A 23,257-nucleotide genomic window follows, 5' to 3' on the forward strand; every position below is an offset into this window, starting at 1 on the left:
GTAGCGAAGACTAGTTGCGTTCGGTATGAGCCATCGACAGGACGTTCAAACGCTTGTCGAGCTCCTCCTCAGTCAACGTTTCGCCGTCCACGAAGCCGAGGTCAATCACAGCCTGGCGGATCGTGATGCCCTCCTTCACCGCATGCTTTGCCACTTTCGCAGCGTTCTCGTAGCCGATTGCACTGTTCAGAGGGGTGACGATTGATGGTGAAGACTCCGCGAGCTGCTTCATGCGGGCCTCGTTCGCCTCGATACCGTCAACCAAGCGGGTAGCGAACTGTCGAGAGACGTTCGCCAGCAGGCGAGCGGACTCCAGCACGTTGCGCGCCATCATCGGGATGAACACGTTGAGCTCGAACTGGCCTTGCGAGCCGCCGAATGCCACTGCGGCATCGTTGCCGATCACCTGGGCTGAGACCTGGGTTGCCGCCTCGCACAGGACAGGGTTCACCTTGCCAGGCATGATCGACGAGCCTGGCTGCAGATCTGGGAGGTGAATCTCCGCGAACCCTGCGAGTGGGCCTGAACCCATCAGACGGATGTCATTTGCAATCTTGTACAACGAGACTGCAACAGTGCGCATCGCACCGGAGAATTCCACCAGAGCGTCGCGTGCGGCCTGGGCCTCGAAGTGGTTCTTTGCCTCCGACAGCTGTGTCAGTCCGGTGAGCTTCACCAGCTCTGCGGTCACCTTTGCGCCAAAGTCTGCTGGGGCGTTGATGCCGGTGCCAACCGCGGTGCCGCCAATGGCGAGCTCGCCGAGGCGGCCAACAGTTGCCTCAACGCGCTCGATGCCGAGCTCGATCTGACGCGCGTAGCCGGAGAACTCCTGACCAAGCGTGAGCGGGGTCGCGTCCATCAGGTGAGTGCGGCCCGACTTCACTACCTCGTGCCATTGCTCAGCCTTCGCAGCCAGTGACTTCTGCAGCACCTGCAGGGCCGGGACCAGCACTTCGACGGCAGCTTCGGTGGCAGCAATGTGCGTTGCAGTTGGGAAGGTGTCGTTCGAGGACTGTCCCATGTTGACGTGGTCGTTCGGGTGGACTTCCACGCCGTTTGCGTGCGCGATCGAAGCAATGACCTCATTAGTGTTCATGTTCGAGGAAGTGCCAGAACCCGTCTGGAAGACGTCAATTGGGAACTGGTCGTTGTGCTTGCCGTCTGCGATTTCCTTCGCCGCAGCGATGATCGCGTCAGCCTTTTCCGCATCGAGCTTGCCCGAATCCTTGTTGACCTGCGCACACGCGGCCTTGAGGAGCCCAAGGGCGCGGATCTGCTGGTTCTCGAGGCCCCGGCCAGAGATCGGGAAGTTCTCTACAGCACGTTGAGTTTGAGCACGCCACAGTGCATCAACAGGTACTTTGACCTCACCCATGGTGTCGTGCTCGATACGGTACTGCTTATCGGCCATTCATCTTTCCTTTACTTGATACTTACAGAAAATCGACGCTTTGAATTACTTGATCGGGCCGGAGTAATCGATCACCGAGTACTCCTGAAGCTTCGGCAGCTGGTGGAGGGACTCCACGTAGCGGACGGTGCCAGACTTCGAGCGCATTACCAACGAACGGGTGGTAGCGCCATTCTTACGGTAGGAGACGCCGCGCAGCATGTCGCCGTTGGTGACACCGGTAGCCGCGAAGTAGCAGTTATCGGAGGCCACCAAGTCGTCGAGGCCAAGCACACGGTCGAGATCGTGGCCCGCTGCCAGCACGCGTTCGCGCTCTTCATCGGACTGCGGTGCGAGCTGGCCCTGGATCTCACCACCAAGGCACTTCAATGCACACGCCGTGATAACCCCCTCCGGTGTGCCACCGATGCCCATCGCCATGTCAATGGAGTTGGTGTTCTGGGCAGCAGCGATGGCACCAGCAACGTCTCCGTCCATAATGAAACGTACCTTGGCACCAGCCTTGCGAATCTCCGCAACCAGCTTGTTGTGACGTGGGCGGTCGAGTACCACCACAGTCACGTTACCAACGCCGACTCCCTTGGCTTCTGCCACTGCCTTAATGTTGAACTCGACGGACTTCGTAATATCGATGACCCCGACAGCCTCAGGGCCGACTGCAATCTTGTTCATGTAGAACGCGTCCTGCGGGTTGAACATGGAACCACGGTCGGCAGCCGCGATAACCGAAATAGCATTCGGGCGACCTTCCGCCATCAGGCGCGTGCCGTCGACTGGGTCAACCGCCAGATCAACCTGTGCGCCAAAACCGTTGCCGACACTTTCGCCGTTAAACAACATCGGCGCCTCGTCCTTTTCGCCCTCGCCAATGACGATGACGCCGTCCATCGTGACGGAGTTGATCATCTTGCGCATGGCGTCGACTGCGGCGCCGTCACCTTCATTTTTCATCCCGCGACCTACCCAGCGGCCAGAGGCAAGCGCAGCAGCCTCGGTAACGCGCACGAGCTCCATTGCAAGGTTACGGTCAGGGAAGTTTTCAGAAGTTTGTTCAGACATGAAACAGTGCCCTCCTGCGGCAAACTAGTTTTAGTTGTGACAACATCGACATCATGCCGCGTTGCAAAGCCATACCACTGCGGTCTGGCACACCTCTATCATGGCACTTTTGCCAGACATGAACCGTCGTTTCTACACCTAAAATAGGGCAATGCTGCGAATAGTGGTGTCTGAACTGGGGACTTCCTGCGTAAAAAGCCAACGCGCGGGGGTAAAAGACAAATTCGGGGGTATCAGGAATCCATGTCATACTGGAGCGCGTGGCTCAAGAAAACAAACCTCGCATTTTCCAAGACGGCAGAGACATGCTCATCAACGTCATCTTGATCGTGGTCGTCATGATCATTGCCGTTGGTGCGACCGGGCTGTGCACGTTCAATCCCGGTAAGCCCGAAAATGGGCCTGTGCAAGAAGTCGATGCGAAGACGTTCCTTGGCCTTGAGGCTCGCGGAGTCGATTTTCCGGTGCGCTACCCTCAAATGCCAACAGGTTGGGTGACGAACTCCGCGCGGCGAAGCATGATCGCTCAGCAGCCAGCTCCAGTCGTAGGGTGGGTCACGCCCGATGGTGGCTTCATCCAGCTGACGCAAACGGGTGCGGACAGCAAAACGGTCCAGTCCGAGGTCGACGGAAAGCAGCGCACGCTTGACCGCCAGGACACGATCGATGGCCACAGCATTGAGATATTCAAGGGTACCGAGGCGAAAACTCGCCCACTGTGGGTTATCGATGCTGGCGACGCACGATTCGCCGTCACAGGTGCCGGAACAGACGCCGAGTTTGAGGAACTGATACGTACTGCGCTCGCGACCGAGCCGCTGTCAGCGCAGTAGACGCCGTGGCAGCAGGCTATTCCGACTGTGGTGTTTGCTCAGTCGCGTCGCGCTGCTGAATAGCGGCCTCGACACGTTTTGATGCTCCCTCGAGTAGCTGCTCGCAGCGCTTCGCGAGCCCCTCGCCGTACTCCCAATACTTCAGTGATTCGTCAAGGCTCATTTGCCCGAGCTCGAGGACCCTCACTGTTTCTACGAGTTGCTGCCTAGCTTGCTCGAACGAAAGCGTTGCGGGGTCGGGGAATGCGGCGTCGGTGGGTTGGCCATTGCCATACGTGTTTTCGGACATGGATTGTCTCCTTGATGCTAGATGCTAGTGAAATTGCTGTGTGGATTTAATCGGCGGGGGTGGTCCCCATTGCTGCTGCGGTGATGGAACCGTCCGCGACGCGGATGCGCAGCTGCGATCCGGGGGGTGATTGTTCGATGCTGGTGACAACCTCAGGATCGGAATGGTCGCGGGGGAGGACTTGTACTACGGAATATCCGCGCGCGAGAGTTGCTGCTGGCCCTAACGCCGAAACTTGTGAGCGGAGCGCAGCGACCTGCTGCGTTTCTCGCGCCAACAGGTGGCTGATCTCTCGTCGCATCGAAGCAACCTGCTGTGAGACCTCTTCGCTTCGACGCTCAATTGCCAGTAACGGGTTCTGCATCACCGGACGCGAGCGCCAGTACTGGATCTCTTCCGATTTGGTGGAAACCCAGGTGCGCAGCGCCTGCGCGCTGCGTGCGCGCGCCTCAGACAGAAACGCAAGCTCCTGGGTGGCATCGATGACGACGCGTTTAGCGGCGTCGGTTGGAGTGGCCGCGCGTAAGTCAGCGACGTTGTCGAGCACCGGGTTGTCTGGTTCGTGCCCAATGGCGGATACCACCGGCGTTCCCGCCGCAGCCACAGCGCGCTGCAGCGCCTCCTCAGAAAACGGAAGGAGGTCCTCGACCGAGCCTCCGCCACGGGCAATGATGATGACCTCAACATTGGGGTCCGCGTCAAGCGTCTGCAGGGCCTGAATGACCTCAGGCACCGCGTTCGGTCCCTGTACCGCGGTGTTGATCACGCGGAATTGGACCGCGGGCCAACGGCTCTGCGCCACGGAAAGCACGTCGCGCTCGGCGGCTGAGCCGCGACCAGTAATGAGGCCAATCGTGTTCGGGAGCAGGGGAATCGGCCGTTTGCGGGCGCGGTCAAAGAGACCCTCACTTGCAAGCTGTTTCCGAAGCTGCTCAATCTTCGCGAGCAATTCACCGATACCGACGTGGCGAATCTGCGTCGTCCACATCGAAAAGGAGCCGCGGCCCTCGTAGAAGGCCGGCTTGCCGTAGATGACGACGCGGTCACCGTCCTTTGGTGGCGTCGGCAAGCTCCTTAAGTAGTCCGAGGAAACCGTAAGCTGCACGCTCGTTTCCTGCTGCGTGTCGCGGAGGGTGAGATAGGAGAATTTCCAGCTCGGCTTGTAATTCACCTGCGTGAGCTGGCCTTCAACCCACAAGTGGCCCAGACGGTTAATCCACCCCTTGACCGACTTATTCAACTTTGCCACTGGCCATGGCTGTTCAGGGCTACTTGGTGAGGCTGAACGCTCACCTTGTGCTTGTGTCAACACCGCTCCTTTCCCAGCGTGTCGATGGAATACGCTGCCATTGTTTCATAGATAGATCACCACAAGAATGTGTACCTACTGTTTTAGACGTTGATTCGGTAGGGTCGGTTCCATGACAAATCAGGGTAAAAAAGTTCTTCTGGCAGCACCTCGCGGTTACTGCGCAGGTGTGGATCGTGCAGTTGTCACTGTAGAAAAGGCGCTGGAAAAATACGGAGCCCCAATTTATGTGCGAAAAGAGATCGTCCACAACAAGTACGTAGTGGAAACACTAGAGAAGCGCGGCGTCATATTCGTTGACGAAACCGACGAGGTCCCCGAAGGCTCGCACCTTGTCTTTTCCGCGCACGGAGTTTCCCCCGCGGTCCGCGAAGCAGCGGACGGGCGCAACTTGCTGGCGCTCGACGCCTCGTGCCCGCTCGTGACCAAGGTGCACAACGAGGTGAAGCGGTTTGCCAAGCACGGATACCAGATCTTGCTTGTCGGCCACGAGGGCCACGAGGAAGTCGAAGGTACCGCAGGTGAGGCCCCGGAGGTCACCCACCTCGTTGACGGGGTCGAGGGTGTCGACGCCCTTCCCGACTTCCCAGAGGGGACGAAGCTAGTGTGGCTATCCCAGACCACCCTGTCTGTTGATGAAACGATGCTGATCGTTGAAAAGCTGCGCGAGCGCTACCCAGATCTAGAAAACCCGCCTAGCGACGACATCTGCTACGCAACGCAAAACCGTCAGGTAGCAGTGAAGAAGATCGCACCGCAGACGGAACTCGTTATTGTGGTCGGCTCGCAAAATTCTTCCAATTCGAAGCGCCTGGTGGAAGTAGCGCTCGACGCTGGTGCCAACAACGCATACCTCATCGACTACGCCCACCAAGTACAAGACGAATGGTTCGAGGGTGTCAACACCGTTGGCGTAACATCGGGAGCTTCGGTGCCGGAAATTCTGGTTCAGGAGCTGCTCGCGGAGCTTGCGACGCGCGGTTACACCGATGTAGAGGAAGTCACCACTACGGTAGAGACGATCACGTTCGCGCTGCCGCGGGATCTGCGTCAGCCGCGCCGTAGCAGCTAGTGCTCGTCTAGCCTTCGCCTAGCGATCTTCGTTTTTGTACAGGTCCTCGCCAAGGCGAGAGGCAACTCGCCGGGCCCGCTCCCCACGGGGGCGGGCCTGACTGCGTTCTGCCTTCGTTCGCTTCAACAGCTCATCGACCGTGATGCCACCCTGGCTGCGCTCACGGGCCCGACGGCCCTCGCTATTGGTCCTGCGGTTCGACTGGCTCATGCGGCGGCGCTGCGCTCGCTCCCGGCGCAGGACTTCATCGTTATGGCGTTGGATCAGCCAGTAGCGCACGATGGCGATCACCAGGGCACCAGCAGTCACCGTGAAGAGAATAGGGAAGTGCTCGATTACTGGGTAAAGCACCATAAGGATAGCGGTTTTCCCGCCTGCACCAGCGGCCCCGAGCTGATTGCGTGCTGAAATCAGTCCAAATCCAAGCAGCGCAATGACGAACAAAAGCGGGGTAGCCGCGACGGTAAGGAACAAACCCCGCGGGTCTACCAGCGTCGTCACGGCGATGACCGCGACGCTGAACAGTACGAGCAGAGGCCATCCGATGTATCCCGCCGACGTTGCGATGACGACGCCGGTCAGCAGCGCAGCAAAGATAATGCCGATGCTGGAAACGGTAGGCAAACCGTGGAAGGTGGCGGTACCAGAGCGCGGGGATCGGAGAGAGTTTTGAGACACGCTGGGCATTCTACCCGGCCTACCCCCGAGTCTTGCCAGTTTGACCCGCTCCAGGGGCTAACAATTCGACGAATCTGAGTCGCGGAGTCTCGGTCGCGCATCGATAGGGTGAAGCTCCGGCGCGCTCGACGAGTGCCCAGCTGCACCTAGTTCCTCGAGCTTACGAGCGGTGACCATCACCCGACTGTCGAGCGACGCCAGTGTTGCGTTGTACGACTCGACCGCCTTCTCAAGACTGCTCCCGACGCGGTTGTAGTGCTCTGTCAGCGTGCCGAGACGCCGGTACAGCTCTTCGCCAAGACGCTGGATGGTCTGCGCCTCCCGATTCATGGAATCTTGCCTCCACCCAAGTTCAACCGTGCGCAGCAGTGCGAACAGCGTCGTGGGGGTCGCGATGACGACGTTGCGGGCAAAAGCGTAGTCGAGCAGCTCCGGGTCGATAGCGAGACCGGCGTCCAAGAATGGGTCAGCTGGGACAAACATCACGACGAATTCCGGGCTGGGCTGAAATGCCTTTATGTATGACTTTGAGGACAGCGTATCGACGTGGCTTCGCAGCAGGTGCGCGTGTCTACGCAGGTAGCCTTGCTTTTCTTCCGGGTCTTCCGTGTTGAGCGCATCGAGGTATGAAGAAAACGGAACCTTGGCGTCGACGATTATGTTTCGATCCTGGGTGAGCCGGATAACCATGTCCGGGCGTAGCGAGGCGCCGTCGAAACGCATGTACGCCTGAGCGTCAAAGTCGACGTGCTCTACCATCCCACCCAGCTCTACCACGCGCTGCAGCTGCACCTCGCCCCATCTGCCTCGGACCTGCGGTGAGCGCAGTGCAGTGATGAGCTGATCAGTCCGGTCCCCGAGCCTGGATGAGGTGCGCGCAATTGCTTGTACTTGGCCTGCCAAGGCAGACTGCGCTACTGCTTGCTCTTTATCGATGTCTTCGAGACGAACCTGTAGGTCACGAAGTGCCTGTGCCAGCGGGCGTAGATCAGTAGGCGGGTGCTGTTGGGGGTTGGTACGCTGCATCCAAAACGTGCCGCCAAAAAAGCCCAGGATGGCCCCAACGAGGAGGCCCGTAAAGATCAATAGCAGTGCGGTCGATGCGTCCATGTGCATTAGTAGAGCACATGAGCGGGACAAAACTAGGCGTTAGGACGCAGTCGATCGAACACCTGTTTTAACTTGTCGGGCTTGTGCCGTGGACGGAAGCGGCGATCGGGTTGATCAAGATCCTCCTCCGCGGACTCTCCCTGTGCAGCCTCCGAGGGGACAGTGGCTGCCCATTCATCTTCCTCGCGCAGCGCATCGCGCTTGTGCTGGCTTTCGATGCTTTCCAGCTCAGCAATCGCACGACCTTCCTCGGTGATGAAAGAAAGATCTTCCGGGCGTACTTCCCCTGAGTGGATGCGCACAATATCGAGCGCGTAGCGGTAGCAAACCGCGATCATCGCAGCTACGGGGACTGCCAAGAAGGCACCAATCAGGTTGAAGAGTCCACCACCTACGGTCACGGAGACCAGCACGATCACTGGATGCAAGTTCATTGCACGGGACTGCAGCATCGGGGAGAGCACATTGCCTTCCAGCTGTTGGACAACAATGACGATGGCAAACACAATCAACGCTTGGGTTACGCCAAGCGACACCAACGCGACCAAAATGGCAAGCGCGCCTGCCACAACCGCACCCACAATCGGGATGAACCCCGCGATGAACGTCAGCACAGCGAGCGTGAACGCCATCGGGACGCCCACGAAGTAAATGCCGAGTCCGATGAAGATGGCGTCGACAAGCGAGACAACAGCTTGGGCGCGAATAAAACCACCAAGCGTGTCCCACGCTCGAGTGAAGAGCTCAGTGAAATGAAGGCCTGCGCGACCCCCGGTAGCACTGCGAAGCCAAGGCAAAAACTTGTGGCCATCCTTCAAAAAGAAGAACGTCAAGACAAGCACCACAAACAGTGTGACAATCAGGCCTGCGGCAGTGCCAATACCCGTGAATACACCGCCAGCGATTGCCCCGGCCTGCTTCTGGAGCCACTGCGCAATCTCGTTCACGCCCTCATCAAGATCATCGGGGTTGACATTGAGCGGTGGACCCTGCAGCCAGAGCTGCAATCGCTGCACACCTTCGAGCGCTTGCAGATAGAGCAACCTCGAGTGCGCCGCAATGTCCGGGGCAATCAACGAGACGAGAAAGCCGAGAAATCCAAAGAAGCCAAGCAACGTCAAGAGCGCCGCAAATCCAGCTGGTATGCCATGCTGGCGCAGCCAGCCCGCAACGGGCGCGAGCACAGTGCAGATGATGAGCGCAAGAACAACCGGAAGAATGCCTGCCCAAAACATCCCGATCACTTTGCCAAGCGCGGCCAAAAACACTGCGACAATGAGGACTCGCAGCGTCAACGTCGCGGCGGACTTGATCCACGCGCGGTAGACAATGCCGCGATCAATCGGATTGGCGTCGTAGTCGAGAGGTTTCTGAGTGCTCACGCGACCTATTGTGCCCCATCCGAGGGAGAAAGAAACGTAACCCGACCGCGAGCTGCAAACTTTTCGACGGCAACGCGATGGGTGGGCTAGGATTGGCCAGCGTGAGTCTTACACTTGGAATCGTCGGTTTGCCCAATGTCGGAAAGTCAACCCTTTTTAATGCGTTGACGCGGAATGATGTGCTCGCTGCGAACTACCCGTTCGCAACCATCGAGCCGAACGTGGGGTTGGTTGAACTGCCAGACCCGCGCCTGAAGCGCTTAGCTGAGATCTTTGAATCCGAACGCATCCTGCCCGCGACGGTGTCGTTCGTTGACATCGCTGGCATCGTCAAGGGGGCGTCCGAGGGCGAAGGTATGGGCAACGCCTTCCTTGCCAACATTCGTGAAGCAGACGCCATTTGCCAAGTCGTTCGCGCCTTCGCTGACGACAATGTCATTCACGTCGACGGGAAAGTCGATCCCGCATCTGACATCGCAGTCATTAACACCGAGCTGATCCTGGCTGACCTGCAGACGATCGAGAAAGCGTTGCCGCGCCTGGAGAAGGAAGGCCGCAAGAGCAAGGACGTGGCAGCAGAGGCCGAGGAGGCCAAGAAGGCGCAGGCAGTGCTTGAGGACGACCGCACCCTCTTCGCCGCGGCAAAGTCAGGGGACATCGACCTCGATTTGCTCCACCACCTGCACCTCATGACGGCGAAACCATTCCTCTACGTATTCAACTCCGACGAAGCCGTGCTCACCGACGAAGGCCGGAAACAAGAGCTGCGAGAACTTGTCGCACCGGCAGAGGCAGTCTTCCTGGACGCGCAAACAGAGACCGAGCTGCTCGAACTAGATGAAGAGGACGTGTCGGAACTCCTCGCCTCCGTTGGACAGGACGAACCTGGACTGGAAACGCTCGCGAAGGCAGGCTTCGCAACCCTCGGCTTGCAGACCTACCTTACTGCTGGGCCGAAGGAGGCCCGAGCCTGGACGATCCACCAGGGCGATACCGCACCGAAGGCTGCGGGCGTCATCCACACCGACTTTGAGAAAGGCTTCATCAAGGCCGAAATCGTCAGCTTCGAAGACCTCGACAAGTTTGGGTCCATGGCCGAAGCACGCGCCAACGGCAAGGTGCGTCAAGAAGGTAAGGACTATGTCATGGAAGACGGAGACGTGGTGGAGTTCAAGTTCAACGTGTAGTCACGCCTCGGGACTGCCAAAACCCGTGGTCTTCGGGATTTCGCGTAACGGCCCAAGTGAGTCCCGGTGCCTCGTGGCGAGCTCGACATCCGAGGTGGAGGCGGCGGAAGAGGGCGAGCAGCTCGTCGACAAACTCAACCTCGACTGTGGCAGCGTCCCAAAGAACGCCGTCCCAGCCTTCGTCGTGGACTGCGGTCGCCACGCGGCGACGCGAGTCACCGACGGGATTTGGGGCTATCGCCACCGGTTCGCGTGCTGGTTGTCGCGTTTTCGTTGTAGCCGCTGCCGAACAACCTCCGCAGACTCCACATCCGCGCCCCCCACTCTAACCGGCGGGCACAGGAATTCCCTGCTATTTCCCAAGCTCTTTGCGGCGCTCGGCCGCGAGTTTCAGCCGCTCGGCGCGATCGGAACGTTCCTTCTCCAGCAGTTCCTCGAGGATCTTGTCTTCCTCGTCGGAGATGTCGAAGACGGCGTACCAAGCGAATACGAGTATGCCCACCACGGGATACACCACCCAGGCGTAGTCCAGGTCGAACCCAAGCTGCAGCACGAAAAATACCGCTAAGCCGCCTATGAGGGTGGTGTAGATTGCGGTGTCCATCTTCCGCTTCGCTGCGAGTTTCTCATCCAGCTCGACCTCGGACGGGATCCGCTTTTCCAATGCGACCGGTTCGGCCGGGAGGTCGTCGAAAAGCATTGAAAGCTCCCCGCGAGTGCGCGCAACCGCGGCTTGACCTGTGCGTTCTTCGAACTCTGCCACATCAAGGTAGCCGTCTGCGAGCAGTGTGCCCAGCCGGTCCAGCGCGTCCGAGCGCTCGGCGTCGCCCACGCGGATTTCGTCCATTATCGCTCCCAACTTGCACTTGCCCTTGCGGCAAGCTGTTCAATCGCAGCCATGGCAGATGGTATCGAATACACAATCAGCGAGGCCGCAGAAGCCCTCGGCGTTTCCACCAAGGCGCTGCGTCACTGGGAGGCGCTCGGCCTCATCGCACCCGCGCGCACGTGGGCCGGCCACCGTGTTTACAGCGAGGCGGACCTCGAGCGCGGCGCGGCCATCGCCCTCTACCGCGGAGTCGGCGTGCCGCTTGCGCAGATCGCGCAGCTTCTCGACGCCTCCGGAGCCGCCCTCACCCGCGCCCTCAAGCACCACCAAGAAGCACTCGCGTCTCGACGGCGCACGCTCGACGCCCAACTCAAATCTGTCCAGCACCTCATTGACAACGCAACGAAAGGATCGATCGACATGGACGCAATGAAGAAGTACCTCGGCGAAGATATGCCCGCCTACCAGGAGGAGGCTGAGCAGCGCTGGGGTGATACCCCGGAGTGGGCGCAGTCCCAGAAAAAGCTCGCCCAAATGGGCGAAGGTGACTTCAAACGCCTGCAGGAAGAACAGGACGCGCTCGCCGCGGATCTGATCGCCGCACGCGATTCCGGCGTGGACCCCGGCTCCGAGGAAGCCGAAGCACTGGTGGAGCGCCACCGCGCAAGCATCGCCCAGTGGTACGAGGCGACCCCGGCTCGCCAGCTCATCCTCGCGCGCATGTACGTTGACGACGCGCGCTTCCACGAAGCCTACGGCGGCGCGCAGGACTACCTGCTCGAGCTGGTCACCGCCCACGCGGCGACCGAAGGCGTGGACGTGGACAACCCGCAGTGGGGTTAGAAACGGAGCAGTAATCCTTCCAACTCTTGCTGGAGTAAACGCTGTGCCGTCACTGGAACCCTTCTTGTGTGAATCTCTCCAGTACCATCGCGATCTTCCTGCCCGCTGCGCTTTTGGTACTTGGCGCGATACCGTTCTGGGAGCGCATCCGTCAGATGCCACGCGCAGGTGCCGCCCAGGCTGGAGCGAATGCCGCGGTGGTCGGCATTCTCGGCGCAGCGCTGTACACCCCGGTGTTCACCGCCGGGGTTTCCGGCGTGATCACTCTGTCCATCGCCGTGGTCTGCTACGCCGCGCTCACCTCGTGGAAGGTCCCGCCGTGGGCGGTCGTCGTCGGCGCGGCCCTGGTCGGCTAGATTGTGCTGTGAACTCCGCTCTCGCCCGGTGCTCGGCGCTGAAGCGCGCCAAGGGAGGGAACCGGGACTAGAACGTCACGTTGGCCAGCACCGCGCCGGTGGGTTGCGCCGCGCCGGCGGCGACTTCCTCGGTTACGAGGACTGAAGCAGTTCCACCGGGCAGCGGCATCCACACGTCGTCGTGGGGTTCCTGGCTGATGACTCCAGCCGATTCCACGGCGCCGTCATCCATGACTGCCCACACTTGTGCCCCCATGCCGTCGTCGAGAGCTGGCTGGCCGTTGACCATGGCGCCGCCCTTGCCCATGTCAGAGCTGATCACGATGTCGAGGCTCGCGCCCATCGCGTCGGCCTGACCTTGACGCGCGTCGTCGGCCTCCATGATTGCGTGCATTTCTTCGACGCCTTGGGCTGTCACGGATTCGCGTGACTCGTCGACAGTGATTTGGGTGACCGCGAACCCGCCACCGGCGATTAGCACAACGGCGGCTGCTGCGGCGGTTGTGAGACGTCGCCCGGAGCGGTTCTTCCGCGCGGTGTCGAAGTCAGCGACCTGGTCGGTGGCGTCGATACGCTCCATGATTGAGCGTTTGAGCTCCGGTGGCGGGGTGACCGGTGTGGCCGCGGAATTGAAGAGGTCCTCGATATCTTTATCCATCACAGGCCTCCTTTCAACGACACGGCCTTGCGAAGCTTTTGCAACCCGTCGCGTACCCGGGTTTTGGCTGTTCCGAGAGCGACGCCAGTGGCATCGGCGATTTCTTGATGGGTGAGTTCCCCAAAATACGCGAGCATGAGCGCACTTCGATGGGGCTCTCCGATTGAATCAATGAGTTCTTGAAGTTCCTCAGACTCTAGTCGCTGTTGAGCTTCGTCCTCAGCGGCAGCGACCCATCTGGTCAGTTGACTGTTGAAATCGTCGGTGTCGCGGGCTTGGGAGCTGCGCCAGCTCCGCAGCCGATCGATGGCTCGCGATTTGGCGAGCCGCAGTACCCATGACTTGGCGCTGCCACGGTGTGGGTCGAAGGTGTGGGCGCTCTGCCATACCTCCACGAAGACTTCTTGGGTGACCTCTTCCGCTTGGGCCCGGTCACGCAAGATGTGGGTGGTGAGACCGAGAACCTGTGGGGCCAGAACGTCGTAAAGCTCGGCGAAGGCGACTTTATCGCCCGCGCGCACGCTTTCTAAGAGACGGTCAGGATCCACAGATTCCAAATCTAACACCAGGGTCATGTGCTACTTGGATTCTTCCATCATCTTGTCTTCGCTCATCATGGCATCGGAGGACGGTGCCATGGAATCGCTCATCATGGCATCGGAGGACGGGGCCATGGAATCGCTCATCATCGCCCCGGAAGACGGGGCCATGGAATCGCTCATCATGGCTTCGGAGGACGGTGCCATGGAATCGCTCATCATCGCCTCGGAAGACGGGGCCATGGAGCCGTCCATCTTGTCCTCCATCTTCTCCTCGGAGTCGTTGCATGCGACGAGGCCGGTGGCGGCGATGACGATTGCGCTGACGCTGGCGATTGCGCGGTTGATAGACATAGTGTCTCCTTCACTTTTTCGGTTCGCAGGCGCAGTGTTTCTGGCCCGTTATTGAGTACTACGGAGCCGCGGGCTGATGCGGATTGGACCAATCCGGTGCGGGTGCTCACTCCGTAGTGCTGGGTGTGGGAAAGGCAACCGGAAAGTAGAGGAAACTCATGATCAGCGTGATTCTTGTCGGATTCATCGGAGGTGTGATCACGGCTTTGTCGCCGTGCATTTTGCCGGTGTTGCCGGTGGTGCTGGGTGTCAGCGTCGGGCGTAAACCGTCGCACGTGGTGGCAGGTTTGGTCGTGAGCTTCGCCGCGATCGCGCTGCTGGGTACGTTGCTGCTTAGTGCGCTGCATTTGCCGCAGTCGGTGTTGCGCTGGGCGGGAGTGGTGTTGCTGGCATGGGTGGGGTTGGGAATGATTTTTCCGCCGGTGGGGGAGGTGTTGCAGAAGCCCTTTGACGCGCTTCCGCGCCCCACGGCATTGCAGGAGAAAACGCGCGGCAAGGGAGGTTTTCTCATCGGTCTGGCCCTTGGCGCGGTGTACGTTCCGTGCGCGGGCCCGGTGCTTGCAGCGGTGACGGTGGCGGGCTCGACTGGGCAGATCGGTTGGAACACGGTGGTGCTCACTGTCGCGTTCGCGATTGGGTCCGCGCTGCCGCTGTTCGTGTTCGCCCTGGCGGGCAACAAGATCGGTGACAAGGTAGACGCGGTGCGGCACCACCGTAAGGCCATCGGCGTGCTCATCTTGGTCTTCACTGTGGCGTTGGCTCTCGACGCGCCGGCGACGATCCAGCGTGCGCTGCCGAATTGGACGTCGTCGCTGTCGAACCGTTTTGAGAATTCGGACTTGGCCAATGACGCTCTCAACAAGGTCGGCCCAACTGGGAGCGGTTCACTGCAGTCGTGCCGCCGCGCCGACCCCGCGCAGCTGCAGGATTGTGGCCCGGCACCGGAATTCGCGGGGCTGACGAACTGGATCAACGCCGACCAGCCGCTGAGCCCGCAGGACGGTGGTGTCATGCTCGTTGATTTCTGGGCGTACGCCTGCATCAATTGTCAGCGTGCGGGGGAGCACATCACCAAGCTTTACGACACTTATCGCGATTCCGGTCTCACCGTCGTCGGCGTCCATTCCCCTGAGTACGCTTTCGAGCACGAGCTGGGCAATGTCCGCAACGCCGTAGAAAAGGAGGGTATCCACTACCCGGTGGCGCAGGACAATGACTTCGCTACGTGGAGGAATTTCAACAACCGCTACTGGCCAGCCCGCTACCTGGTGGACAAGCACGGCAACGTCCGGCAGATCGTGGAAGGGGAGGGAAGCTACGCCGAGACAGAAAAGCTCGTGCGTGAATTGCTTATCGACGCCAACCCCGACGTCGACCTTCCCGAACCGGTCGAAGGCGGCGAAGCAGGAGGCGGTACAAAGGGCCGCAACCCGGAAACTTATCTCGGCACTGCGCGCGCCGAGTACACGAAGCAGCCCGGTTACACCGACGGCGAGCACGACTTCGGTGAACCGGCCGCCCCGGAGCGCGGCATGTTCACTCTGAACGGGACGTGGATTCTCGAGGAGGAATCGGTGCAGACCACCAGTGGAGGACACCTGGACATCAACGTCTTCGCCAAGTGGGTCCAGCTCGTGGTTTCGGGTGAAGGCGAGATCGAGGTCGAGTTTCCGGACGGTGCGAAAAAGTCGTTCCCGGTCGCAGATGGAACCCTCGACCTTGTGAAAGGCGACACGCCCACCGAGGGAGTGCTGCGCATCCGGCCCACGGCAGGCGTGAAACTGTATTCGTTGACCTTCGGCTAGGCAGAGACAACCTTGTCCAGCGCCTCGGAGAACTGCGCGACGGTGCCGTCGACGTAGCCCTCGGAGATGGAGGTCCACTTGGTGCCGGCTGCAACGCAGTCGAGGACCATCAGGCCGCCAACCTCGTGAACGGCGCTGGCCAGCTGGGAAATAAAGTCGGCGGGCAACTCGAGGCCCACAGCGGTTTCCACGTGCGCCGCGAAGACGATGGAGGGGTGCTCAGCACGCACCTTCGGTTTCGAGCCATTACCAGAGCGCTTATCCGGAGAAGCCTTCTGCTCCCACTCCAGCGGGATAGTGATCGTCCCCTGAGTACGGGGACTCCCCGGATTTACAGGCTGATTCACCGAGAAGATTGTTAACAACGCCTGCGGATTCTTACGCCCATCCTTGGTCTTCGTCCACTCGCCACTCAATGGTGTGCTGGTTTTGCGCGATCTCGGTTTCAGCAATGTCCATCAAACGCACGAGACGGGACTTGACCCACATGCGAGGTTAAGCTAACCTAACGTAAGAATGACTGTCATCGTCTGAGAGGACAACACGCTGCCGCCACCGTTGTGGCGGTCGCGGGGAAGCCGGTCGCGCCGGGGTGCCGGGATCTCGTCGGCCACCCCCGGCTCCTCGAACCGGTCCTCGCCTTCGCCCGCGATGCGGGCATCCATATCGAGGTGCCACATGACAACCCGACCACGGGGCCGCTGCCGACAGCGGCCCACTGCGATACCAAAGAAAAGGGGAAACGATGACGGATCAAGCTGAACGAGGTGCGGCGATCGTCGTCCGCGACCTCACGAAGAGCTACCCGATTGCGGGCAAAGCGGGCACCCCGCCCGAAGGCGGGGCAGGTGCCCCGCCGGACGGCGGGCGCAAGGGAAAGCGCGGTGCCCGGATGCGCAAGCATGTGCTCGACGGCGTGAGTTTCACCGTGCCCACCGGGGCGATCGTGTCGTTCCTCGGCCACAACGGTGCAGGCAAGACCACCCTCATCCGAATCCTGTCGACGCTCATCACCGCCGACTCCGGCGAGGTGAGCATCTTCTCGCGCGACGTGAAAGAGGACCCGGCGGGCGTGCGCGCTGACATTGCCACCACCGGCCAATTCGCGGCGATCGACGAGAACCTCACCGGCCGGGAGAACCTGGAGTTCTTCGGGCGGCTGCGTGGACTCGACCGCGCCGCCGCGGCCGCCCGCGCGACGGAACTGCTCGCGCAATTCTCGCTCGCAGACAGTGCCTCGACGCTGGCGTCGGCCTATTCGGGTGGCATGCGGCGCCGCCTCGACATCGCCGCGTCGCTGTGCGTCGTGCCCAGGCTGCTGTTCCTCGACGAACCCACGACGGGGCTGGACCCGGTCAGCCGCGAAGAGCTGTGGGGCTTCATCCGGCAACTGCGGGACGACGGAATGACCCTGGTGCTGACCACCCAGTACCTGGAAGAGGCGGAGGCGCTGGCAGACCACGTCCATCTACTCAAGGATCGCCGCATCGTCGCCAGCGGAACGCCGGAGGAATTGCGCCGCGCCTTCGGGTCGCACGTGCTCCGCGTGTCCTTCGCCACCGCCGCCGAGGCGGAGGCGTTCGCCCGCTGCCTCGGGGGAACGTGCCTGGACGGCGCCCGCGTCGCGGGGAAGTCGGTGTCCCTCGACGTCGACCCCGGACCGCGGGTCCTCGAGGCGGTGGCGCAGGCGATGGAGGCCTCGGAAGCGTTGCCGGATTCGCTGAGCGTGTCGCCGCCCACCCTCAACGAGGTGTTCATATCGATGAACGCAGGGGGTGCGGCGCGATGAGTGCGACGTCGGTCGCGGCGTTTCTCCGTCGGGATCTGCTGCTGTTGCGACGCAACACCGCGTCGCTGATCTCCATGTTCGTGGTTCCGCCCCTCTTCCTGCTGTGCCTGTACGCGGTGTTCGGGTACTCGGCGGAGCAATCCGGCTTCGGGTACCTGCGTTTCGTGCTCGGCGGCTGCCTGTTCCAGGCGGCGATGTTCACCGCCGCGGCGTCGGCGATGGCGGTGGGACAGGACGTCGAATCCGGGCTCGTTGACCGCGTGCGCGTGTTGCCCGGGGCTACAGGCGGCTATGTCGCCGGCAGGCTCGTCACCGATGTGCTGCGGATGTCCGCGTCGATCGCGGCGCTGCTGGTCGTCGCGTGGGCCTGCGGCCTCGACATGGCTGTCGGTGACGTCGCGTGGACTGTCCTGTGGTCGCTGCTCGCCGCGGCGGTCCTGTCCCTGGTCACGGACGGGGTGATCCTGATGGTGCCCGCCCCGGTGTCGACGGCCTCATCGATCCAGGCGCTGGAAATGCTGCTGCTCATGTTCTCCACCGCGTTCATTCCGGCGACCGCTTTGGACGGCTCCCTTCGCGACGTCGTGCGCCACATGCCTTTTTCGCCGGTGATCGAGGTGATTAGGGCGGCGTCCCCGGACGCCTTCCCGGATCGCGCCAGGGAAGAGGCCGCCCTGTGGCTCGGTGTCGCGGCGGTCGCCGGAATCGTCCTGTTCATCCGCCGGTTCACCTCGAGGAGCGAATCATGATTGGCGCCATCTTCGTGCATCTGCGGCGCATCGCCCACATTTGGCTGCGGCGCCCCGACTTCTGGTTCATGACGTTCATTGCTCCGCTCGTGTACCTGTTCATCGTCAACCGCATGTTCGGTGGCCTGGTCAGGCAGCTCACCGGAGAGTTCGAACTCCGGAACGCGGTCATCCTGGTCGTGACGGCGTGGGCGTTCATCCTGGCCATCACGGGATCATCCACCGTGTTCGTTGAACGCAGCAATGGCTTCCACGAGCGGTTGATCACCATGCCGGCGCCGTACGCGGCCGTGCCGGCCGCACGGATCATTGCCGAGTTCATCCGGATCATGGCGATGACGGCCGTCGTCGCGGCGGTGGCCGCCTTGCTTTCCGACGGCCCACCGGAGGTGTCCTGGTGGTGGAGGATCACGGTGACCGGCGCGATGGTTGCCGCGGCGGCCGCATGCACCGGCACGTACATCGCGTTCTCCATCACCAGCCCCCAGGGATCCGTGGCCCTTATCCCGTTGATAATCGTTGCGATGTTCGTCAATACGGTGCTCATGCCCGCCGACCACTTCCGTCCCCTCCTGCGCGGAATCGCCGGGCACACCCCCGTATCCGCGGCCGGTGAGGCCGTCAACGGTACCGGGGCTGCGGGTCTGGTGGTCTGCGCGGCCTGGTTCTTAGGCATCGCCGTGCTCGCGGCGTGGGGCATCGCCGTGAAAACGAGGCCGGGGGAGTCTGCATGACGGCCCGCGAATCCGAGCATCTAACCCGAAACCGCCGCGTGGACGCGGCCCACACACCCGGAGACAGAACCAGATGAAGTCGATCGCCCAGATCGTCCAGAACAACCGCAGGCTCCTCGCGGCCTACGAGGACAAGGTCCAGCCGAGGTTCCTAAGCCGCTATGCGCGCGAACCGATGGACGCCGCCGCCGTGTACCGGAAGCTCCGTGCGCTGGATCCCGGGCCGGATGCGCCGGCCCGGGTCCTCGACCTCGGTTGCGGAACCGGGTGGCTCGCCCGCACGCTCGCCGCTGAGTCTCGCTATCGCAGGGCGAACATCGTCGGCTACGACCTGTCGCCCAATGCGATCCGCATCGCCCGCGAACGCGCCGCCGCCGACGGGCTTGGGGCCCGGACGGAATTCCACGTTGCCGACATCCTCACGCCGCTCGCGGGAGAGCCCGGCGGGGCCTGTGAAATCTGGGTGTGTGGCGCGCTCCACCAAATGAAGGATGCGGGAGCCGCGCTCGGCAGGGTCTCCGGGCTGCTCGCCGACGGCGGCATCGCTTACGTGCAGACGTTCGTCGAGGATCCCGACGTGAACGAGCGGGTCGACATGGCCGTCATGGCGAAGATGGGCCACCGGGTGTTCCGGGGCAGCGAGCTCGAGGACCTCGCCGAAGCCAACGGGCTGAAGCTGGACGGAGCCTCACGCGCCGGCATGGTGTATTTCTGCACTCTCGCGAAGAAAAGCGCAATCGGGGAGGCGGGGAAGTGAGCGCCGTGGACGGGACCGTAGGCCCGTGGTCGCTGCTCGCCCCGATTCGGACCCGGATGCGTGCGGTGGTCGCGTTATCCGTCCTGTCGTCGGTGGCTACCGTCGCTTCGCTGGTCGGCATCATCGACATCGCGATGACGTACCCGGAGGCCCCGGTGCATCGGACGTGGTTGGCCGTGGCTGTCATCGTCGTCGCCGCAACGGTGCGCATGGCCGCGGACGGCGCCGCCGGCATGCTCTCGCACCGGGCGGATAACGACCTGCAGCTCCACCTCCGGCGCCGGCTGGTCGCCCAAATCCGGAAGTTGCCGCTGGGCTGGCTGGACGCCCGGCGCTCGTCGGGAATCATCGAGTCGGTTGAGAAGGACGTCGCGGCTGTCCACCAGCTCATGGGCCACACCGTCGGTGAGACCGTGGTGGCGGTGCTGGTTCCCCTGCTTTCCTTCATCGCGCTCGTCGCGGTGGATTGGCGGATCGCGGCGGTGGCGGTCGTCCCGGTGCTGGTCACCTTCGCCCTGATGGGCGTGATGATTTCGCGCGGAGCCGGTCTTCAGCGCGACTACGAGCGAGCCTCCGAAGGAGTGACGGCCGCGGTCATCGAGTTGGTGCGCGGTATCCCGGTGATGAAGTCCTTCGGACGCGCCAGCCAGGGCGCGGGTCGCTACGATGCCGCGGCGTTGTCGTTCGTCCGCGCGTGGTCCGCCTGGTCCCGGCAGTCGAACATCTATCTCGGGCTCATCGACGTGGTGACGTCCCCGACCACAGTCCTCGCAGTGGTGTGCGGGGCCGGCCTCGCTTTGAGGGACGCCGCGGGCGGCATACCGGAGGGTCTCGTCGCCGGGCTGGTTCTCGGCCTTGGACTCTCCGCGGCGATCGTGAGGGTGGCTATGAACTCCGAACCCATCATCGCGGGGATCGCCGCCCTGAAGTCCATCGCGGAGGTGCTGGGCACGCCGCCGATCGCCGAGCCCGCCGATCCGGTGCCCGTGCACGGAGGCGCGCTCGAGGTCCGGAACCTGGTCTTCTCCTACGGGGATGGGCCGCGGGTCCTCGACGGGATGTCCGCGACGTTCGAACCAGGGACCCTCACTGCGCTGGTGGGGTCCTCCGGTTCCGGAAAGTCCACCGTCGCCCGGCTGTTGGCGCGTTTCCACGACCCCGTTGAAGGCTCGGTGCTGCTGGGCGGCGCCGATCTTCGCGACATCGCCGTGCGCGACGTGCACCGCTCGGTGTCGGTGGTGTTCCAAGATCCGCAGTTGTTCACGCTGCCGTTGCGGGAGAACATCCGGCTGGCCAGGAGAGACGCCACCGACGACGAAATCATGGCGGCCGCGAAGCTCGCGAACCTCGATACGGTCATCGCGGCGCTGCCGAAGGGCCTGGATTCGGTGGTCAACGTCGACGTAACCTTTTCCGGTGGTGAGGCGCAGCGCGTGGCCATCGCGAGGTCGATTGTTACGGACGCGCCGGTGCTCATCTTCGACGAGGCAACCGCTTACGCGGATCCGGCTTCCGAGGCCCTCATCCAGTCCGCAATCGAGCGTTTGGCCCGTTCGCGGACGGTGATCGTGATCGCGCACAGATTGAGCACGATCCGCAACGCCGACCGCATCCTCGTTCTCGATGGGGGAGCGGTCGCGGAGGCGGGTACCCACGACGAGTTGCTTGCGCGCGGTGGCCGCTACCGGGATTTGTGGCGCGCGTTCGCGCTCGACGACGAACCATCCGCCCCGCGGGGCACTGAAGCAGACGATGAAAAGGCGGGGAATCGATGATTCGGGACTTGTGGTCGATGACGGATCGGCGCTCGAGAATGACGCTGGTGTGGCTCATTGCGTTGGCCGCGCTTGCCGCGCTGGCCCAGGGAGCGGCGTTCGTCGCGCTGCTGCCGCTGCTGTCGGCTCTGGCCGAGGGAGATGATGCGACGGCGTGGCGTTTCACCGGCGTCATCGCCGGCCTCGCGGCCGCCCATGCGGTGTTGTCCCTCGCCGCGGGGACGGTCGGCAGGGCGAATTCCGCAGCGGTGCTGTCGTCCCTGTTGCGTTCCCTGGGCGAACGCGTGCTGACGTTGCCACTCGGGTACGTCACCAAGTCCACGGCCGGCCGCTTCTCGGAGATGGCGTCGTCGGGTATCGCGTTCGCGGCGTCCGTGCCGCACGTGATCCTGCGGCCCGTCATCGCCGCTGTGGTTACGCCGACCGTCATCGCTCTCGGAATTCTGGCGGTGGATTGGCGCGTCGGTTTGGTTCTTGTCGCGTCGGCGCCGGTGATCTTCTTCGCCTACCGGGCCATTGGCCGGGTCGGCGGGGAGTCGGACGAAGCGCATGCTGACGCCGTCGCTGCCGTCTCCGGCAGGCTGATCGAGTTCACCCGCGGCCAGCAGGCGATTCGCGCCGCGGGCGACGGTTCGGCGGCGGACGCGATGGTGGATGAGGCGATCCAGGCCCAACACGATGCGTTCGCGAAGGCGACGTCGACGCAAGGCGCGGCCATCGGACGGTTGGGCTCGGTCGTCCATGCGGTGTTCACGGCGGCGGTGATCGTCGCCGTGGCAGTCGCCGCGACGGGCGGGATGGCGCCGGCGCATTTGACGCCGATACTCATCGTGGTCGTCCAGTTCACCGAACCGATCACCACCGCGGGAGCGTTGTCCGGCGGTTTCGGTGCGGGCCGCAACACGTTGACTGCGTTGCGTGACCTGCGGGCAATCCCCGCCCTTCCCGAACCTGCCGCACCGGAGCTGCCCGACGGGCATGACGTGGAGTTCCGCGGCGTGAGCTTCGGGTACGGGGATAAGAAGGTTCTCGACGGCGTCAGCTTCCGTGCACCTCAGGGAGCGCTGGTCGCCATAGTGGGACCGTCGGGGGCGGGCAAGACGACGGTCATGCGGCTGCTGTCGCGTTTTCATGATCCGGACTCGGGGGAGATCCTCATCGGCGGGGTGCCCTTGCCTCGGATCGGCACCGACGGCGTGAACTCGCTGGTGACCCCGGTGTTCCAGGAGACGTTCCTTTTCGACGCGTCCGTGCGGGACAACGTGGTCTTCGCCGACCCCGGATTCGGTTCCAGGCCCGGTGACGGAGACCGCTTGCGCGAGGCCGCCCGGCGATCCGGGGTGGACCGCATCGTGGAGCTGCTGCCTTCCGGGTGGGATACCCCGGTGGGGGAGGAGGGGACGCTGCTGTCGGGAGGCGAGCGGCAGCGCGTCGCCATCGCCCGGGCGCTTCTGAAGGATTCCCCGGTGGTGCTTCTCGACGAGCCGACGTCCTCGCTGGATGCGGCCACTGAGCGGGCGATCGTCGGCACGATGGAAGCGTTGCGCGGCGATCGCACCGTGATCGTCGTCGCCCATCGCCTGCACACCATCCGCGATGCCGACCTCATCGTCGTGCTTTCGGAGGATGGGACGGTCGCAGAACGGGGCACGCACGATGAATTGCTGGCGAAGGGCGGCCGCTACGCCGAGTCGTGGACGTGCCGGACGGGAGGCTCCCCGGGCGCCTGATCCTCATCA

At 62.5% G+C, this 23,257-nt stretch carries 26 protein-coding genes; 12 read left to right on the forward strand and 14 right to left on the reverse strand.

Features of this window, described 5'->3' with window-relative positions; genetic code table 11:
* Nucleotides 1–10: 10 nt before the first annotated feature.
* Both BJP06_RS06900 and glpX read right to left on the reverse strand, forming a co-directional pair.
* Entirely contained in the window at nt 11–1,411 is a 1,401-nt protein-coding gene (locus BJP06_RS06900) for a class II fumarate hydratase (RefSeq protein WP_071573310.1), read from the reverse strand.
* A 45-nt stretch (nt 1,412–1,456) separates the two neighbouring features.
* On the reverse strand, nt 1,457–2,470 hold the full coding sequence (gene glpX, locus BJP06_RS06905) for a class II fructose-bisphosphatase (RefSeq protein WP_070362753.1): 1,014 nt from the start codon (nt 2,468–2,470) through the stop codon (nt 1,457–1,459).
* A 260-nt stretch (nt 2,471–2,730) separates the two neighbouring features.
* Here glpX and BJP06_RS06910 point away from each other — a divergent pair, with 260 nt between their 5' ends.
* Nucleotides 2,731–3,303, forward strand: coding sequence for a DUF4245 domain-containing protein (locus BJP06_RS06910; protein WP_070362752.1), 573 nt, complete (start codon nt 2,731–2,733; stop codon nt 3,301–3,303).
* Nucleotides 3,304–3,319: 16 nt separating this feature from the next.
* Here the strand turns inward: BJP06_RS06910 and BJP06_RS06915 are convergent, their stop codons facing one another.
* Together BJP06_RS06915 and xseA are read right to left on the reverse strand one after the other, a co-directional pair.
* Nucleotides 3,320–3,592, reverse strand: a complete 273-nt coding sequence (locus BJP06_RS06915) for an exodeoxyribonuclease VII small subunit (protein ID WP_070362751.1) — start codon at nt 3,590–3,592, stop codon at nt 3,320–3,322.
* A gap of 46 nt (nt 3,593–3,638) precedes the next feature.
* Complete coding sequence (gene xseA / locus BJP06_RS06920; protein ID WP_070362750.1) at nt 3,639–4,901, reverse strand: exodeoxyribonuclease VII large subunit; 1,263 nt, start codon at nt 4,899–4,901, stop codon at nt 3,639–3,641.
* Nucleotides 4,902–5,013: 112 nt separating this feature from the next.
* Here xseA and BJP06_RS06925 point away from each other — a divergent pair, with 112 nt between their 5' ends.
* Nucleotides 5,014–5,973: a 4-hydroxy-3-methylbut-2-enyl diphosphate reductase gene (locus tag BJP06_RS06925; protein ID WP_070362749.1), complete on the forward strand. Its 960-nt coding sequence runs from the start codon at nt 5,014–5,016 to the stop codon at nt 5,971–5,973.
* Between the two features lie 18 nt (nt 5,974–5,991).
* Here BJP06_RS06925 and BJP06_RS06930 read toward each other — a convergent pair whose 3' ends face one another.
* The 3 genes from BJP06_RS06930 to BJP06_RS06940 are packed head-to-tail and all read right to left on the reverse strand — an operon-like array spanning nt 5,992 to nt 9,143.
* Nucleotides 5,992–6,651 (reverse strand): DUF6542 domain-containing protein, encoded by a 660-nt coding sequence (locus BJP06_RS06930; RefSeq protein WP_176754833.1) that lies wholly within the window; start codon nt 6,649–6,651, stop codon nt 5,992–5,994.
* A 57-nt stretch (nt 6,652–6,708) separates the two neighbouring features.
* Nucleotides 6,709–7,761 carry a DNA recombination protein RmuC gene (locus BJP06_RS06935; RefSeq protein ID WP_070976198.1) on the reverse strand — a complete coding sequence of 351 codons (1,053 nt, stop codon included), beginning with the start codon at nt 7,759–7,761 and terminating at the stop codon, nt 6,709–6,711.
* Nucleotides 7,762–7,793: 32 nt separating this feature from the next.
* Entirely contained in the window at nt 7,794–9,143 is a 1,350-nt protein-coding gene (locus BJP06_RS06940; RefSeq protein ID WP_071573311.1) for an AI-2E family transporter, read from the reverse strand.
* Between the two features lie 101 nt (nt 9,144–9,244).
* Between BJP06_RS06940 and ychF the strand changes: the two genes are divergently transcribed.
* Entirely contained in the window at nt 9,245–10,330 is a 1,086-nt protein-coding gene (gene ychF / locus BJP06_RS06945; protein WP_071573312.1) for a redox-regulated ATPase YchF, read from the forward strand.
* Here the strand turns inward: ychF and BJP06_RS11930 are convergent.
* Entirely contained in the window at nt 10,320–10,574 is a 255-nt protein-coding gene (locus tag BJP06_RS11930; protein WP_143110581.1) for a hypothetical protein, read from the reverse strand. The genes ychF and BJP06_RS11930 overlap by 11 nt on opposite strands.
* Nucleotides 10,575–10,682: 108 nt before the next feature.
* Nucleotides 10,683–11,177, reverse strand: coding sequence for a DUF1707 domain-containing protein (locus tag BJP06_RS06950; RefSeq protein WP_070362745.1), 495 nt, complete (start codon nt 11,175–11,177; stop codon nt 10,683–10,685).
* A 51-nt stretch (nt 11,178–11,228) separates the two neighbouring features.
* Here BJP06_RS06950 and BJP06_RS06955 point away from each other — a divergent pair, with 51 nt between their 5' ends.
* Both BJP06_RS06955 and BJP06_RS06960 read left to right on the forward strand, forming a co-directional pair.
* On the forward strand, nt 11,229–12,002 hold the full coding sequence (locus BJP06_RS06955) for a MerR family transcriptional regulator (protein WP_070362744.1): 774 nt from the start codon (nt 11,229–11,231) through the stop codon (nt 12,000–12,002).
* A gap of 68 nt (nt 12,003–12,070) precedes the next feature.
* Entirely contained in the window at nt 12,071–12,358 is a 288-nt protein-coding gene (locus tag BJP06_RS06960; RefSeq protein WP_070362743.1) for a chromate transporter, read from the forward strand.
* Between the two features lie 67 nt (nt 12,359–12,425).
* On the opposite strand, the gene BJP06_RS06965 is transcribed toward BJP06_RS06960, so the two are convergent.
* From BJP06_RS06965 to BJP06_RS06975, 3 genes are read right to left on the reverse strand one after another with little or no spacing between them, the layout of a single operon-like run.
* Nucleotides 12,426–13,016, reverse strand: a complete 591-nt coding sequence (locus BJP06_RS06965; RefSeq protein ID WP_070362742.1) for an anti-sigma factor — start codon at nt 13,014–13,016, stop codon at nt 12,426–12,428.
* Nucleotides 13,016–13,591, reverse strand: coding sequence for a sigma-70 family RNA polymerase sigma factor (locus tag BJP06_RS06970; protein WP_070362741.1), 576 nt, complete (start codon nt 13,589–13,591; stop codon nt 13,016–13,018). The genes BJP06_RS06965 and BJP06_RS06970 overlap by 1 nt, the downstream gene beginning before the upstream one ends.
* 3 nt (nt 13,592–13,594) lie before the next feature.
* Nucleotides 13,595–13,909 carry a hypothetical protein gene (locus tag BJP06_RS06975; RefSeq protein WP_143110582.1) on the reverse strand — a complete coding sequence of 105 codons (315 nt, stop codon included), beginning with the start codon at nt 13,907–13,909 and terminating at the stop codon, nt 13,595–13,597.
* Nucleotides 13,910–14,067: 158 nt separating this feature from the next.
* On the opposite strand from BJP06_RS06975, the gene BJP06_RS06980 reads away from it, so the two are divergent.
* Nucleotides 14,068–15,714 carry a cytochrome c biogenesis protein CcdA gene (locus tag BJP06_RS06980; RefSeq protein ID WP_071573313.1) on the forward strand — a complete coding sequence of 549 codons (1,647 nt, stop codon included), beginning with the start codon at nt 14,068–14,070 and terminating at the stop codon, nt 15,712–15,714.
* Here the strand turns inward: BJP06_RS06980 and BJP06_RS06985 are convergent.
* Together BJP06_RS06985 and BJP06_RS12125 are read right to left on the reverse strand one after the other, a co-directional pair.
* Nucleotides 15,711–16,061, reverse strand: coding sequence for a hypothetical protein (locus BJP06_RS06985; RefSeq protein ID WP_143110583.1), 351 nt, complete (start codon nt 16,059–16,061; stop codon nt 15,711–15,713). The two genes, BJP06_RS06980 and BJP06_RS06985, sit on opposite strands and share 4 nt — an antisense overlap.
* A gap of 153 nt (nt 16,062–16,214) precedes the next feature.
* A complete protein-coding gene (locus BJP06_RS12125) occupies nt 16,215–16,394 on the reverse strand; it encodes a hypothetical protein (RefSeq protein ID WP_177224281.1) in 180 nt (59 codons plus the stop codon).
* Between the two features lie 65 nt (nt 16,395–16,459).
* On the opposite strand from BJP06_RS12125, the gene BJP06_RS06995 reads away from it, so the two are divergent.
* The 6 genes from BJP06_RS06995 to BJP06_RS07020 all read left to right on the forward strand — a co-directional run bounded on the left by BJP06_RS06995 (nt 16,460) and on the right by BJP06_RS07020 (nt 23,248).
* The gene (locus BJP06_RS06995; protein ID WP_034666007.1) at nt 16,460–17,503 is read left to right on the forward strand and encodes an ATP-binding cassette domain-containing protein; all 1,044 of its coding nucleotides are present in this window, start codon (nt 16,460–16,462) and stop codon (nt 17,501–17,503) included.
* Nucleotides 17,500–18,252 carry an ABC transporter permease gene (locus BJP06_RS07000; protein ID WP_071573315.1) on the forward strand — a complete coding sequence of 251 codons (753 nt, stop codon included), beginning with the start codon at nt 17,500–17,502 and terminating at the stop codon, nt 18,250–18,252. Before BJP06_RS06995 ends, BJP06_RS07000 begins: the two co-directional genes overlap by 4 nt.
* Nucleotides 18,249–18,986, forward strand: a complete 738-nt coding sequence (locus BJP06_RS07005) for an ABC transporter permease (protein WP_070362737.1) — start codon at nt 18,249–18,251, stop codon at nt 18,984–18,986. The genes BJP06_RS07000 and BJP06_RS07005 overlap by 4 nt, the downstream gene beginning before the upstream one ends.
* Before the next feature lie 73 nt (nt 18,987–19,059).
* Nucleotides 19,060–19,743 (forward strand): trans-aconitate 2-methyltransferase, encoded by a 684-nt coding sequence (locus BJP06_RS07010; RefSeq protein ID WP_034668635.1) that lies wholly within the window; start codon nt 19,060–19,062, stop codon nt 19,741–19,743.
* The gene (locus tag BJP06_RS07015) at nt 19,740–21,518 is read left to right on the forward strand and encodes an ABC transporter ATP-binding protein (protein WP_071573316.1); all 1,779 of its coding nucleotides are present in this window, start codon (nt 19,740–19,742) and stop codon (nt 21,516–21,518) included. The genes BJP06_RS07010 and BJP06_RS07015 overlap by 4 nt, the downstream gene beginning before the upstream one ends.
* Nucleotides 21,515–23,248 carry an ABC transporter ATP-binding protein gene (locus tag BJP06_RS07020; protein WP_070362735.1) on the forward strand — a complete coding sequence of 578 codons (1,734 nt, stop codon included), beginning with the start codon at nt 21,515–21,517 and terminating at the stop codon, nt 23,246–23,248. Before BJP06_RS07015 ends, BJP06_RS07020 begins: the two co-directional genes overlap by 4 nt.
* Nucleotides 23,249–23,257 lie beyond the last annotated feature (9 nt).

It is taken from the genome of Corynebacterium sp. NML120713 (assembly GCF_001875735.1).
GTDB lineage: Bacteria > Actinomycetota > Actinomycetes > Mycobacteriales > Mycobacteriaceae > Corynebacterium > Corynebacterium pseudogenitalium.

Coding starts and splice junctions, on each gene's coding strand:
- BJP06_RS06900 (WP_071573310.1), bottom strand. CDS start 1,411: ATGGCCGATAAGCAGTACCGTATCGAGCACGACACCATGGGTGAGGTC.
- glpX (WP_070362753.1), bottom strand. CDS start 2,470: ATGTCTGAACAAACTTCTGAAAACTTCCCTGACCGTAACCTTGCAATG.
- BJP06_RS06915 (WP_070362751.1), bottom strand. CDS start 3,592: ATGTCCGAAAACACGTATGGCAATGGCCAACCCACCGACGCCGCATTC.
- BJP06_RS06925 (WP_070362749.1), top strand. CDS start 5,014: ATGACAAATCAGGGTAAAAAAGTTCTTCTGGCAGCACCTCGCGGTTAC.
- BJP06_RS06935 (WP_070976198.1), bottom strand. CDS start 7,761: ATGGACGCATCGACCGCACTGCTATTGATCTTTACGGGCCTCCTCGTT.
- BJP06_RS06950 (WP_070362745.1), bottom strand. CDS start 11,177: ATGGACGAAATCCGCGTGGGCGACGCCGAGCGCTCGGACGCGCTGGAC.
- BJP06_RS06955 (WP_070362744.1), top strand. CDS start 11,229: ATGGCAGATGGTATCGAATACACAATCAGCGAGGCCGCAGAAGCCCTC.
- BJP06_RS06965 (WP_070362742.1), bottom strand. CDS start 13,016: ATGGATAAAGATATCGAGGACCTCTTCAATTCCGCGGCCACACCGGTC.
- BJP06_RS06970 (WP_070362741.1), bottom strand. CDS start 13,591: ATGACCCTGGTGTTAGATTTGGAATCTGTGGATCCTGACCGTCTCTTA.
- BJP06_RS06975 (WP_143110582.1), bottom strand. CDS start 13,909: ATGTCTATCAACCGCGCAATCGCCAGCGTCAGCGCAATCGTCATCGCC.
- BJP06_RS06980 (WP_071573313.1), top strand. CDS start 14,068: ATGATCAGCGTGATTCTTGTCGGATTCATCGGAGGTGTGATCACGGCT.
- BJP06_RS12125 (WP_177224281.1), bottom strand. CDS start 16,394: ATGTGGCACCTCGATATGGATGCCCGCATCGCGGGCGAAGGCGAGGAC.
- BJP06_RS06995 (WP_034666007.1), top strand. CDS start 16,460: ATGACGGATCAAGCTGAACGAGGTGCGGCGATCGTCGTCCGCGACCTC.
- BJP06_RS07000 (WP_071573315.1), top strand. CDS start 17,500: ATGAGTGCGACGTCGGTCGCGGCGTTTCTCCGTCGGGATCTGCTGCTG.
- BJP06_RS07005 (WP_070362737.1), top strand. CDS start 18,249: ATGATTGGCGCCATCTTCGTGCATCTGCGGCGCATCGCCCACATTTGG.
- BJP06_RS07010 (WP_034668635.1), top strand. CDS start 19,060: ATGAAGTCGATCGCCCAGATCGTCCAGAACAACCGCAGGCTCCTCGCG.
- BJP06_RS07020 (WP_070362735.1), top strand. CDS start 21,515: ATGATTCGGGACTTGTGGTCGATGACGGATCGGCGCTCGAGAATGACG.